Here is a 12395-nt window from a genome sequence, read left to right on the forward strand (position 1 = left end):
GCCCTCGGATGATGCATGGACTTAGATCTTGCCGACCAGGTCCAGGGACGGAGCCAGGGTGGCCTCGCCTTCTTTCCACTTGGCTGGGCAGACTTCGCCTGGGTGAGCGGCAACGTACTGGGCAGCCTTGATCTTGCGCAGCAGCTCGGAAGCGTCACGGCCTACGCCGCCGTCGTTGATTTCAACGATCTTGATCTGGCCTTCAGGGTTGATCACGAAGGTACCGCGGTCAGCCAGGCCAGCTTCTTCGATCAGCACGTCGAAGTTGCGGGAGATGGCCAGGGTCGGGTCGCCGATCATGGTGTACTGGATCTTGCCGATGGCTGGCGAGGTGTTGTGCCAGGCTGCGTGGGCAAAGTGAGTGTCGGTGGACACGCTGTAGATCTCGACGCCCAGTTTCTGGAACTCGGCGTAGTTGTCGGCCAGGTCTTCCAGTTCGGTTGGGCAAACGAAGGTGAAGTCGGCTGGGTAGAAAAATACGACAGACCACTTGCCTTTCAGGTCAGCGTCCGAGACTTCAACGAATGCGCCGTTTTTGAAGGCGGTAGCTTTGAACGGTTTAACTTGGCTGTTGATGATAGGCATCGATGTTTCTCCGTCAGGGTTGAAAAGTTGATGGAGAGAATCTTACCCACTCATTCCCGGCCTGGCTCATTGGCAAAGCTCATGCGAATGATTGGTTTTGGCTATCAGGAAACGCTATAGATAGAAGAAATCTGTGGGCGAAGACGAAGGCTGCGATCCGACGTGCTTGCACGAAGGATCGCAGCCTTGTTGGCGCATCAGGCGGTGGGCGTACGCAGGGTGACGAACTCTTCGGCGGCCGTGGGGTGCACGCCAATGGTCTCGTCAAAATCACGCTTGGTGGCGCCGGCCTTGAGCGCGATGGCCAGGCCTTGGACGATCTCACCGGCATCCGGGCCGACCATGTGGCAACCCAGCACCTTGTCAGTGTGGGCATCGACCACCAGTTTCATCAGGGTGCGTTCCTGGCAGTCGGTCAGGGTCAGCTTCATCGGCCGGAAACGGCTTTCGAAAATCTGCACCGGGTGGCCTGCCTCTCGGGCCTGTTCCTCGGTCAGGCCCACCGTGCCGATGTTCGGCAGGCTGAACACGGCCGTGGGGATCATCCGGTAGTCCACCCGGCGATACTGCTCAGGCTTGAACAGCCGCCGCGCCACGGCCATGCCCTCGGCCAGGGCGACCGGCGTGAGCTGGACGCGACCGATCACATCGCCAATGGCCAGAATCGAAGGCTCGGCGGTTTCGTACTGTTCGTTCACCTGCACAAAGCCTTTGTCGTCCAGGGTCACGCCGGTGTTTTCCAGGCCGAGGTTGTCGAGCATCGGACGTCGACCGGTGGCGTAGAACACGCAATCGGTGAGCAAGGTACGACCGTCCTTGAGCGTGACCTTGAGGCTGCCGTCATCCAGCTTGTCGATGCGCTCGATGTCGGCGTTGAACTGCAGGTCCAGGCCGCGGCGCGTCAGCTCTTCGGCCAGGTGCTTGCGCACCGCGCCGTCAAAGCCGCGCAAGAACAGCTCGCCGCGATAGAGCAGCGACGCTTGCGCGCCCATGCCATGGAAAATCCCGGCGAACTCCACCGCAATGTAGCCACCGCCGACCACGATGACCCGCTTGGGCAGTTCCTTGAGGAAGAAGGCCTCGTTGGAACTGATGGCATGCTCGCGCCCCGGAATGTCCGGGATCATCGGCCAGCCGCCCGTGGCAATCAGGATGTGCCTGGCGGTGTAGCGCTGGCCATTGATCTCGACTTCATTGGGCCCGGTCAGCCGTGCATGGCCTTCGTGCAGCACCACGCCGCTGTTGACCAGCAAATTGCGGTAGATGCCGTTCAGACGGCTGATTTCGCGGTTCTTGTTGGCGATCAACGTGGCCCAATCGAAGCTTGCCTCGCCGGCGGTCCAGCCATAGGCCGAAGCCTGTTCGAAGTCCTCGGCAAAGTGTGCGCCGTAGACCAGCAGCTTCTTCGGCACACAGCCGACGTTCACACAGGTCCCGCCCAGGTAACGGCTTTCCGCCACGGCCACCTTGGCGCCAAAACCGGCGGCGAACCGCGCGGCCCGCACCCCACCGGAACCGGCGCCAATCACGTACAAGTCAAAATCGTAGGCCATTTTCTATCTCCTTCGGCAGGCCATCAGCATACCTGCTGTTACTGGCCAGCGTTGCGTTTCGATAGTTATGGGGATGGAAAATAAAAAATGCCAGCCCGAGCAGACGAGGCCCACCGCTCAGGTAGCAATCCCGAATCAATTGTGGCGAGGGGATTTATCCCCGTTGGGGCGCGAAGCGGCCCTGAACCAGATGAACCGGTAGATTGCGTTGACAGCCTGGGGCTGCTTCGCAGCCCAACGGGGATAAATCCCCTCGCCACATTTTGTATGGGGAGCGCCTTTCACCAGGCAAAAAAAAAACGCCCCGAACCAGTCGGGGCGTTTTTTCAAGGCGTGGCGCAGGCGATCAGTAAGCCTTGCCCGTCTTGTAGAAGTTCTCGAAGCAGAAGTTGGTCGCGTCGATGTAGCCTTCGGCGCCGCCGCAGTCGAAACGCTTGCCCTTGAACTTGTAGGCCATGACGCAGCCGTTCTGGGCCTGCTTCATCAGGGCGTCGGTGATCTGGATTTCGCCGCCCTTGCCTGGCTCGGTCTGTTCGATCAGGTCGAAGATGTCCGGGGTCAGGATGTAGCGGCCGATGATCGCCAGGTTCGACGGGGCGTCTTCTGGCTTTGGTTTTTCAACCATGCTGTGTACGCGGTAGATGTCGTCGCGGATCATTTCGCCGGCGATGACGCCGTACTTGTTGGTTTCCTGCGGGTCGACTTCCTGGATTGCAACGATGGAGCAGCGGAACTGCTTGTACAGCTTGACCATCTGGGTCAGCACGCCGTCGCCTTCGAGGTTGACGCACAAGTCGTCCGCCAGGACCACGGCGAACGGTTCGTCACCGATCAGCGGGCGACCGGTCAGGATCGCGTGGCCCAGGCCTTTCATTTCGGTCTGGCGGGTGTAGGAGAACGAGCACTCGTCCAGCAGTTTGCGGATACCGACCAGGTACTTTTCCTTGTCGGTGCCCTTGATCTGGTTTTCCAGCTCGTAGCTGATGTCGAAATGGTCTTCCAGCGCGCGCTTGCCACGGCCAGTCACGATGGAGATTTCCGTCAGGCCCGCATCGAGGGCCTCTTCGACGCCGTACTGGATCAGTGGCTTGTTCACCACCGGCAGCATTTCTTTAGGCATGGCTTTAGTCGCTGGCAGGAAGCGAGTACCGTAACCGGCTGCTGGGAACAAGCATTTCTTGATCATATAAGTCCTTGAAAAGGCGGTGTGTACGAGTTTCGGCGCAGTCTAATCAGGCGGCGGGAACCTTACAATGCCCACGCTGGCCAACCGATGCCATCATAGAGAAATAAAAAACGGCGGATAGTTCAATCGTCTTTCATTTCGATGGCTGCGGGGCTCCACTCTACGCTCATGAGCCCTGTTTGCGAGCATTTGACGTATCATGGCGACCTTGATCCCGCCAATGAGGCAGCTAGATGTCGGCAACAAGAAACGCAAACGGTTATTCGGTCAGCCAGGGCAAGGACGGCCAGTGGTGGATTATCAACTACCACGGTGAACAGGTCGCCGGCCCCTTGCCGACCAAGACGATGGCCGTGGAAGTGGCCGCAGTGTTCCAGGACGAGCGCCCTGCTCCTGCGGCCAAAGAGCGTGAGAGCGCCCCGGCCCGCCCTCGCCGCAAGAAATAAGCAGCCCAGCCTCAAGTAGATGCCTACCGGGCATCGAACGAGGCTGGTTTAGCTGTACCGAAATGGCCATTCGCTATAACCTCGCGACTGCCCTTTCCCTCTCGATGACGATCCCGATGAAAACACTTCTGGCGCTGTTTACAGTCCTGGCCCTGGCGGGCTGTGCCTCGGCGGAAAAAACCTACCTGGCCAACGGCGAGCAAGGCCTTAGCATCGACTGCTCGGGCGAAGCCAATTCCTGGGCCACATGCTATGAAAAAGCCGATGCGTCGTGCGCGGGCACCGGTTACCGCATCGTCGGCACCGATGGCACACCACAGGCAAAGGAAAGCGAAAAGACCCTGGGGGTCGACGTCGGTAACTACACCAGCCGCAGTGTCGTGGTGGTGTGTAAGTAACTCAGCCGGAAATACAGGCGTTGGCCGCGTCCTGCACATCACCAGGACGCACCGGCACGTTGGACATGCTTTCGTGCAACTTGATGCTGCTGCCGCTGGAACGCTCGTCGATGTCGAACACCGCGGCCGGCAGGGACGACAGCTTGCCAGGAACGATCAGGCGCATGCCGTTCTTGTGCGGTTCCATCTGCAACGGGCCACGGCTGTTGGCCAGGTGGTCGGCAACGCACTTGGCGTATTCATGGGGTTTCTTGCCGGAGATGACGCTCATGGTGGGCGGCGTCTGGTTGATGTCCGATACGGACGCACATCCACCCAAGGCCAATGCCAACACCCACACGCTGCGCTTCATATGTTTCCTCCGATAAAGATCGTCGGACAGTGCAAACGCTGTTTTTCTCCAGCGCCCACCGTCTTTTTTTGCGCTTCCTGCAATAAATGACCAAAGCCTGGGACGCGGGCCGGATATTACCCCTTGAGGCTGATAAACTGCACACCATTGTCCTTGCTATCGTTTGATTTTGTAGAAAAAGCCCTTCTGGAGGCGCCCATGAAATTCATCCACCAGCGCGAGCACCTGAACGAAGACGACATCGTCGTCATCGAATGCTCCCAAATGTGCAACATCCGGCTGATGAACGACGCCAACTTCCGCAGCTTCAAGAACGGCGGCCGGCACACCTACCACGGCGGTGCGTTCGATACCTTCCCGGCGCGGATTACCGCCCCGAGCACCGGTTTCTGGAACATTACCATCGACACCGTCAGCCGCCGGGCCATCAGCGTCACGCGCAAGCCGACCCTGACCCACAAGATCAAGATCATCCGGCGCTCCAGCTCCAAGCTGAGCTGAAGCATCCCCCACCTTCATGACAGGCAAAACCGTGGCCCAGACGACCAAATACGTCATCAAGTACAAGCTCAACGACGAACGTCGTTTCGAATTCGCGCAACTGGAAACCGGCACCCAAGAAGAAGCCCTGGCCGCTCTGCAGGCGCTGCACGGCAAGACCGACGATGTGATCACCGACGTCAAGGTCAGCAAGGCGTTGTAGGCACCTGTGCAGTTAGTGGTCCGGGAGAGAGGTGTGGCGAGGATTGTCAACGCAAGATCCGGGGTGGCAGGCGATGGAACGCTCGGCAAACTGGCCCATCCTACGCGTTCAGGTTGGTCATCATGCACCCTCTCCCCCCTTCGCTCGCCCACTCCCTCGCCGCAATCGACTGGCCAGCCCTGACAGACAGCCTCGATCAGGACGGCAGCGCTGTCGTGCGCAATCTGTTATCCGTAACGCAATGCCGACAACTCAGCGACTTGTACGCGCAGCCCGCGCTGTTCCGCTCCCGGGTGATCATGGCCCGTCACGGGTTCGGCCGCGGCGAATACCAGTATTTCCGTTACCCGCTGCCCGACATCGTCCAGCCACTGCGCGAATCGTTGTACCCGCTGCTGGTGCCGCTGGCGAACCGCTGGAATGAACACATGGGCCTGACAGTGCGCTACCCCACCACCCACGGCGACTTCATCCAGCGCTGCCATGCCGCCGGGCAGCAGCGCCCTACACCGCTGTTATTGCAATACGACCCCCAGGACTACAACTGCCTGCACCAGGATCTGTACGGCGAGCACGTGTTCCCGTTGCAAGTGGCGATCCTGCTGTCGGAGCCGGGTCGCGACTTCACCGGCGGCGAGTTCGTCCTGACCGAACAGCGCCCGCGCCAGCAGTCACGGCCCCAGGTCGTCGATCTGAAACAGGGCGATGCACTGGTGTTTGCCGTGCACCAGCGACCGGTCCAGGGCGTTCGCGGGTATTATCGGGTGAACATGCGCCATGGCGTCAGCCGCGTGCACAGCGGCCGCCGCCACACCTTGGGAATCATCTTTCATGATGCGCAGTAACGACACGCCGGTCACCCTGGACCTGTTCGCGGACCAGGCTCCCACCACGTCCGGGCGGATCGAGCCGATCGGCCAGCAATCGTTCGTGTTGCGCGGGTTCGCCCTGCCATGGCTGGAGCGTCTGCTGCCCGCACTGGAAAAGGTATTGCAGGCTGCGCCCTTCCGGCAGATGGTCACTCCCGGTGGCTTTACCATGTCGGTGGCCTTGACCAGTTGCGGTGCCTTGGGTTGGACCACCGACCGCAGGGGCTATCGCTACACCGCCCACGACCCGCAGAGCGGCCAGCCCTGGCCCGAGATGCCGGGGGTGTTCCGCGAGCTGGCCCAAGCGGCCGCCCGCCACGCCCGGTTCGAAGGCTTCGAGCCGGACGCCTGCCTGATCAACCGCTACGTACCCGGCGCGCGGATGTCCTTGCACCAGGACAAGGACGAACGAGCCCTCGATGCACCCATCGTCTCGGTCTCCCTGGGCTTGCCGGCGGTGTTTCAGTTCGGCGGGTTCGAGCGTGGCGACAAGTGCCAGCGCATCGCCCTGCTCCATGGCGACATCGTGGTCTGGGGCGGCGTCGACCGGTTGCGCTATCACGGCGTGCTGGCGCTCAAGGAAGGCCTGCACCCGGCCCTGGGCGCCCAGCGGATCAACCTGACCTTCCGCACCGCCGGTTGAGGGTGCAGAATTCGACCGCAAGACCCGGAGTGTCGTCGCCTCGCAGGCTCGCTACTGTAGGCAAAACGGGCCAATGGACAGAACGACCATGAACAGCACTTCGAAACACCTCGCCGCCGAACAGGATCCACGCTGGGCCGCCGTGCTCGCCCGCGACCCTCGCGCCGATGGGCAATTCGTCTATGGCGTGAAGACCACCGGGATCTATTGCCACCCCAGCAGCCTGTCGCGCCGGCCCAACCCGCGCAACGTCGAGTTCTTCGACACCGCGCAACAGGCCGAGGCCGCGGGCTACCGTCCGAGCAAGCGCACCGCTCGGGACCAGACCCAGGTCGCCGCCCAGCACGCCGCGCGCATCGCCGGCGCGTGCCGGCAGATCGAGACGGCCGAGACGCTGCCGAGCCTGAGCGAACTGGCGCAGCACGCGGGCCTGAGCCCATTTCATTTTCATCGAGTCTTCAAGGCGGTCACCGGCCTGACGCCCAAGGCGTATGCCGCCGCTCACCGCTCACGCAAGCTGCGTGAACGCCTGGCCGACGGCAGCAGCGTCACCGACGCGCTGTACGACGCCGGGTTCAATTCCAACAGCCGCTTCTATGAGGCGGCCGACAAACTCCTCGGCATGAAACCCACCGACTACCGCGCCGCCGGCCAGAACACCGACATTCGCTTTGCCGTCGGCCAATGCTCCCTTGGCGCGATCCTGGTGGCACAGAGCGAGCGTGGCGTGTGCGCGATCCTCCTGGGCGATGACCCGGATGCCCTGGTGCGGGACCTGCAAGACAAATTCCGCCGCGCCAACCTCATCGGCGCCGACCGGGCGTTCGAGCAGTTGATCGCCCAGGTCGTGGGCTTCGTCGAAGCGCCGGCGCTGGGCCTGGACCTGCCCCTGGACCTGCGCGGCACGGCGTTCCAGGAGCGTGTCTGGCAAGCCCTGCGGGACATTCCACCCGGCAGCACCGCCAGCTACGCCGAGATCGCCCAGCGCATCGGCCTGCCCAAGGCCGTGCGGGCGGTGGCCCAGGCCTGCGGTGCCAACAGCCTGGCGGTGGCGATCCCTTGCCACCGGGTGGTGCGCAGCGACGGCAACCTGTCGGGCTATCGCTGGGGCGTGGAGCGCAAGCGTCAGTTGCTGGCGCGCGAACGCTCGTCGGGGGATTGAACACCGATGTAGATCGCCACCGATTCAGGACCGCTGTAGACCTCGAAATCGGTGGTGAAACGGCGTACCGCTTGCGGGTTGTCGGCGAAATACGCCCAGATCAGGCCCCAGGTCTGGATCACGCAATCGGGCATCGGCCCCTTGGCCGAGAACACCAGGTAATCCCCGCCCTCGATGTCCACGGCGGGGTAGCCGGCGCTCGTCGCATCGACCTGCACGCCCGCCGTCACATCGAAGTGGCCAGTGGCGTCGGACTCATAGTTGGAATACACGCCGTAGACGAACGACTCCGACTGCCTGGCCGGGATCGCGTCGAACAAGCCTTCGGTGAAGAACCGCTGCCACATCGGGCCGATCCTGGCGGTGTCGGGCTGCTGCTCGTCGGCGTTGCGGGTGCGCACCTGCAGGCCGGCGACGCTGAAGGGTTCGACAGTCTTGAGTTTTACGTCCATGCCTCGGGCTCCTTGAAAGTGAACCTGCATGGTAACCCGCTCGCCATCGGGATCAAGCGCCAGGGCCGGATTGAAAAACTCGACTGGCCCTGGCCCGCTCACACCTGTTAAAACCGCTGTTTCCTTCTGCCGTCGGAGACCCGCACCATGAGCCAGTGGCCAGACACTCGCATCCTTGACCTGCTCGGTATCGAGCTGCCGATCATCCAAGGGCCACTGGCCGGGGTTACCGGGCCGGCCATGGTGGTCGCCACTTGCAATGCCGGCGGCCTGGGCTCGATGCCGGCGGCGATGCTCGACGTCGAGCAACTGCGCCAGGCGCTGACGAGCATCGGCGAACAGACCGACAAACCGTTCAACGTGAACTTCTTCTGCCACCAGCCGCCGGCGTTCGACGCACAACGCGCCGAGGCCTGGAAGCAGCGGCTCAAGCCCTACTACCAGGAACTGGGCGCCGATTTCGACGCGCCGACGCCGGTGTCCAACCGCACGCCATTCGACGACGCGGCCTGCCGCGTGCTGGAGCAGATGCGGCCCAAGGTGGTCAGCTTTCACTTCGGCCTGCCGGAAAAATCCCTGTTGGCGCGGGTCAAAGCCACCGGCGCGAAAATCCTCTCTTCGGCCACCACCGTCGAAGAGGCGGTCTGGCTGGAACAGCAAGGTTGCGACGCGATCATCGCCATGGGCTACGAGGCCGGCGGCCATCGCGGCATGTTCCTCAGCGATGACCTCAACACCCAGGTTGGCCTGTTCGCCTTGCTGCCGCAGGTGGTGGACGCGGTCAAGGTGCCGGTGATCGCCACCGGTGGCATTGGCGATGCGCGCGGGATCGTCGCGGCGTTTGCCCTGGGCGCCTCGGCGGTGCAACTGGGCAGCGCCTACCTGTTCACGCCGGAGGCCAAGGTCAGCCCGTCCCATCACCGCGCGTTGCGTACCGCCAAGGAAAGCCAGACCGCCGTGACCAACCTGTTCACCGGCCGCCCGGCTCGGGGCATCGTCAATCGGGTGATGCGCGAAGTGGGCCCGATGAGCCCGCTGGCCCCGGCCTTCCCCCTCGCCGGTGGCGCACTGATGCCGCTGCGCGCCAAGGATGAGGCCGATTTCAGCAACCTCTGGGCCGGCCAGGCGTTTCCCCTGGGCCGCGAGTTACCGGCGGGCGAACTGACCCGGCGACTGGCCGACGAGACGCTGGCGCGGCTCCACGGCCCGGGTCGCGTCTTGGGTTGAGCGTCGCCGGGTAGAGCTGCTTCGCGAGCGAGCTCGCTCCCACAAGGGACCGGTTGAATCCAACACCCTCCCTGTGGGAGCGAGCTTGCTCGCGAAAGCTGCGCCGCTGCTTACGAACCTGTCGCAAAAAGTCGCATTCCGTTTGTCGGGCATTCGCTATATATTTCCGTATACAGCGAACTCACCCCACCCCTTGGAGTCTTCAATGCGTCCCACCCCTTTACTGCCGTTGTTGCTGAGCACCTTCCTGGCCGTCGGCACCGTCCAGGCCGATGAAGTACAAGTGGCGGTCGCCGCCAACTTCACCGCGCCGATCCAGGCCATGGCCGCCGACTTCGAAAAAGACACCGGCCACAAACTGGTGGCGGCCTATGGCGCAACCGGCCAGTTCTACACGCAGATCAAGAACGGTGCGCCGTTCGAAGTCTTTCTTGCCGCCGACGACACCACCCCGGCCAAACTCGAAAGCGAAGGCGATACCGTCAAGGGCTCGCGCTTCACCTACGCCATTGGCACCCTGGCGCTGTGGTCGGCCAAGGACGGCTACGTCGACGCCAAGGGCCAGGTGCTCAAGGACAACGCGTTCCAACACCTGTCGATCGCCAACCCGAAAGCCGCGCCCTACGGGCTGGCTGCCACCCAGGTGCTGGACAAGCTGGGGCTGACCGCCCAGGTCAAGGGCAAGATCGTCGAAGGCCAGAACATTACCCAGGCCTATCAGTTCGTCTCCACCGGCAACGCCGAACTCGGCTTCGTGGCCTTGTCGCAGATCTACAAGGATGGCAAGGTGACCGGCGGTTCGGCGTGGATCGTCCCAGCCGAGTTGCACGACCCGATCAAACAGGACGCCGTAATCCTCAGCAAGGGCCGGGATAACCCCGCCGCCGCCGCGCTGGTGGATTACCTCAAGGGTCCGAAAGCCGCCGCCATCATCCAAGCCTACGGTTACCAACGCTAAATGCCACTGACCACCGCCGACTTCGCCGCCATCTGGTTGACCCTGAAACTGGCGTCGTTGACCACGGTGATCCTGTTGCTCGTCGGTACACCCATTGCCCTGTGGTTGTCACGGACACAGTCCTGGCTGCGCGGGCCGGTGGGTGCGGTGGTGGCACTGCCGTTGGTGCTGCCGCCCACGGTAATCGGCTTCTACCTGCTGCTGGCGCTGGGGCCCAACGGCTGGATCGGCCAGTTCACCCAGGCCCTCGGGCTGGGCACCCTCACCTTCAGTTTCACCGGGCTGGTCATCGGCTCGGTGATCTATTCCATGCCGTTTGTGGTGCAGCCGTTGCAAAACGCCTTTGCCGCCATCGGCAGTCGCCCCCTGGAAGTCGCCGCCACGCTGCGGGCCGGGCCCTGGGACACGTTTTTCAGCGTCATCCTGCCGCTGGCCCGACCCGGGTTCGTGACCGCCGCGATCCTCGGCTTCGCCCACACCGTCGGCGAGTTCGGCGTGGTGCTGATGATCGGCGGCAACATTCCCGAGAAGACCCGAGTGGTCTCGGTGCAGATCTACGACCATGTCGAGGCCCTGGAATATGCCCAGGCCCACTGGCTGGCCGCGGCCATGCTGGTGTTTTCATTCGTGGTGCTGCTGGCGCTGTACTCCAGCCGCCGCAGCCGTGCCGGTTGGAGCTGATCGATGATCCACGCGCGTTTTCAGCTCGATCGCGGGGACTTTTCCCTCGACCTGGATGTGCAACTGCCAGGCCGTGGCGTGACTGCGCTGTATGGCCAATCCGGCTCCGGCAAGACCACTTGCCTGCGCTGCATCGCCGGTTTGGAGCGACCGACGCAGGGGTTCATCGAGGTCAACGGCGAAGTCTGGCAAGACGCCACACGCCGGGTGTTCGTGCCGCCTCATCGACGAGCCCTGGGCTACGTGTTCCAGGAAGCCAGCCTGTTCCCCCACCTGTCGGTGCGGCACAACCTGGCGTTCGGCCTCAAGCGCATCGCCCCCGGCCAGCGCCGCGTGGTGATGGAACAGGCAACCGAGCTGCTGGGCATCGGTCACTTGCTCGATCGCCAGCCACACAACCTGTCCGGCGGTGAACGCCAGCGGGTCGGCATTGCCCGCGCGCTGCTGACCAGCCCGCAACTGTTGCTGATGGATGAGCCGCTGGCGTCCCTCGACACCCGCCGCAAGAACGAGATCCTGCCGTACCTGCAACGGCTGCACGATGAACTGGACATTCCGGTGCTCTACGTCAGCCACTCCCAGGACGAAGTGGCGCGCCTGGCCGACCATATCGTCCTGCTCGAGGCCGGTCGCGCCCTGGCCAGCGGACCGATCGGCGAAACCCTGGCCCGCCTCGACCTGCCGCTGGCCCTGGGCGATGACGCCGGCGTGATGATCCAGGGCAGGGTCAGCGGCTATGACCCGGCTTATCAATTGCTGACGCTGAACCTGCCCGACAGCCAGTTGAACATCCGCGTAACCCACACACCGCTGGGGCTGGGGCAACCGTTGCGGTTCAAGGTTCAGGCGCGGGACGTCAGCCTCAGTTTGGCGAACGATGCCCAGACCAGCATCCTCAATCGTCTGCCGGTCACGGTGGTCAGTGAGTTGGCCGCTGATAATGCCGCTCATGTGCTGATTCGCGTGGAGGCGGGTGGGACGCCGCTGCTGGCGCGTATCACGCGTTATTCCCGTGATCAGTTGAAGTTGCATCCGGGGCAGGCGCTCTGGGCGCAGATCAAGGCCGTGGCGGTGCTGGCTTAGGTCGCCGATCTACCATGGGAGCCCGCCTGCTGGCGAAGACGGCGGCACATTCAACCTCGATTCCAGCCGCCCCTCCGCTTTCGCGAGCAAGCTCGCT

The 12395-nt window shown here is 63.0% G+C and carries 16 protein-coding genes; 11 read left to right on the forward strand and 5 right to left on the reverse strand.

The window, feature by feature from the left end; genetic code table 11:
* Positions 1-21 precede the first annotated feature (21 nt).
* The 3 genes from VM99_23460 to VM99_23470 all read right to left on the reverse strand — a co-directional run bounded on the left by VM99_23460 (position 22) and on the right by VM99_23470 (position 3324).
* On the reverse strand, positions 22-585 hold the full coding sequence (locus tag VM99_23460) for an alkyl hydroperoxide reductase (protein ID AKK00884.1): 564 nt from the start codon (positions 583-585) through the stop codon (positions 22-24).
* A gap of 197 nt (positions 586-782) precedes the next feature.
* The gene (locus VM99_23465; GenBank protein AKK00885.1) at positions 783-2138 is read right to left on the reverse strand and encodes a glutathione reductase; all 1356 of its coding nucleotides are present in this window, start codon (positions 2136-2138) and stop codon (positions 783-785) included.
* A gap of 346 nt (positions 2139-2484) precedes the next feature.
* The gene (locus VM99_23470) at positions 2485-3324 is read right to left on the reverse strand and encodes a UTP--glucose-1-phosphate uridylyltransferase (protein AKK00886.1); all 840 of its coding nucleotides are present in this window, start codon (positions 3322-3324) and stop codon (positions 2485-2487) included.
* Between the two features lie 233 nt (positions 3325-3557).
* Between VM99_23470 and VM99_23475 the strand changes: the two genes are divergently transcribed.
* Both VM99_23475 and VM99_23480 read left to right on the forward strand, forming a co-directional pair.
* Positions 3558-3770: a hypothetical protein gene (locus VM99_23475; GenBank protein ID AKK00887.1), complete on the forward strand. Its 213-nt coding sequence runs from the start codon at positions 3558-3560 to the stop codon at positions 3768-3770.
* A 116-nt stretch (positions 3771-3886) separates the two neighbouring features.
* The gene (locus tag VM99_23480; protein AKK01841.1) at positions 3887-4168 is read left to right on the forward strand and encodes a lipoprotein; all 282 of its coding nucleotides are present in this window, start codon (positions 3887-3889) and stop codon (positions 4166-4168) included.
* Between the two features lies 1 nt (position 4169).
* Here the strand turns inward: VM99_23480 and VM99_23485 are convergent, their stop codons facing one another.
* Positions 4170-4520 (reverse strand): lipoprotein, encoded by a 351-nt coding sequence (locus VM99_23485; protein AKK00888.1) that lies wholly within the window; start codon positions 4518-4520, stop codon positions 4170-4172.
* A 198-nt stretch (positions 4521-4718) separates the two neighbouring features.
* Between VM99_23485 and VM99_23490 the strand changes: the two genes are divergently transcribed.
* The 5 genes from VM99_23490 to VM99_23510 all read left to right on the forward strand — a co-directional run bounded on the left by VM99_23490 (position 4719) and on the right by VM99_23510 (position 7897).
* A complete protein-coding gene (locus VM99_23490; GenBank protein AKK00889.1) occupies positions 4719-5021 on the forward strand; it encodes a hypothetical protein in 303 nt (100 codons plus the stop codon).
* 16 nt (positions 5022-5037) lie between these two features.
* The gene (locus tag VM99_23495) at positions 5038-5223 is read left to right on the forward strand and encodes a hypothetical protein (GenBank protein ID AKK00890.1); all 186 of its coding nucleotides are present in this window, start codon (positions 5038-5040) and stop codon (positions 5221-5223) included.
* A 122-nt stretch (positions 5224-5345) separates the two neighbouring features.
* Positions 5346-6068 (forward strand): proline hydroxylase, encoded by a 723-nt coding sequence (locus VM99_23500; GenBank protein AKK01842.1) that lies wholly within the window; start codon positions 5346-5348, stop codon positions 6066-6068.
* On the forward strand, positions 6055-6735 hold the full coding sequence (locus VM99_23505) for an alpha-ketoglutarate-dependent dioxygenase (GenBank protein ID AKK00891.1): 681 nt from the start codon (positions 6055-6057) through the stop codon (positions 6733-6735). Before VM99_23500 ends, VM99_23505 begins: the two co-directional genes overlap by 14 nt.
* An 88-nt stretch (positions 6736-6823) precedes the next feature.
* On the forward strand, positions 6824-7897 hold the full coding sequence (locus VM99_23510; protein ID AKK00892.1) for a 6-O-methylguanine DNA methyltransferase: 1074 nt from the start codon (positions 6824-6826) through the stop codon (positions 7895-7897).
* Here the strand turns inward: VM99_23510 and VM99_23515 are convergent.
* The gene (locus VM99_23515) at positions 7861-8349 is read right to left on the reverse strand and encodes a transcriptional regulator (GenBank protein ID AKK00893.1); all 489 of its coding nucleotides are present in this window, start codon (positions 8347-8349) and stop codon (positions 7861-7863) included. The genes VM99_23510 and VM99_23515 overlap by 37 nt on opposite strands.
* Positions 8350-8496: 147 nt before the next feature.
* Here VM99_23515 and VM99_23520 point away from each other — a divergent pair, with 147 nt between their 5' ends.
* The 4 genes from VM99_23520 (at position 8497) to VM99_23535 (ending at position 12298) form a co-directional block, all read left to right on the forward strand.
* Positions 8497-9576 carry a 2-nitropropane dioxygenase gene (locus VM99_23520; GenBank protein AKK00894.1) on the forward strand — a complete coding sequence of 360 codons (1080 nt, stop codon included), beginning with the start codon at positions 8497-8499 and terminating at the stop codon, positions 9574-9576.
* Between the two features lie 205 nt (positions 9577-9781).
* Positions 9782-10534 carry a molybdate ABC transporter substrate-binding protein gene (locus tag VM99_23525; GenBank protein AKK00895.1) on the forward strand — a complete coding sequence of 251 codons (753 nt, stop codon included), beginning with the start codon at positions 9782-9784 and terminating at the stop codon, positions 10532-10534.
* Positions 10535-11215 carry a molybdenum ABC transporter permease gene (locus VM99_23530; protein ID AKK00896.1) on the forward strand — a complete coding sequence of 227 codons (681 nt, stop codon included), beginning with the start codon at positions 10535-10537 and terminating at the stop codon, positions 11213-11215.
* A gap of 3 nt (positions 11216-11218) precedes the next feature.
* Complete coding sequence (locus tag VM99_23535; protein AKK00897.1) at positions 11219-12298, forward strand: molybdenum ABC transporter ATP-binding protein; 1080 nt, start codon at positions 11219-11221, stop codon at positions 12296-12298.
* Positions 12299-12395 lie beyond the last annotated feature (97 nt).

It is taken from the genome of Pseudomonas chlororaphis, from assembly GCA_001023535.1.
In the GTDB taxonomy this organism is placed as follows: Bacteria; Pseudomonadota; Gammaproteobacteria; order Pseudomonadales; family Pseudomonadaceae; genus Aquipseudomonas; species Aquipseudomonas chlororaphis_E.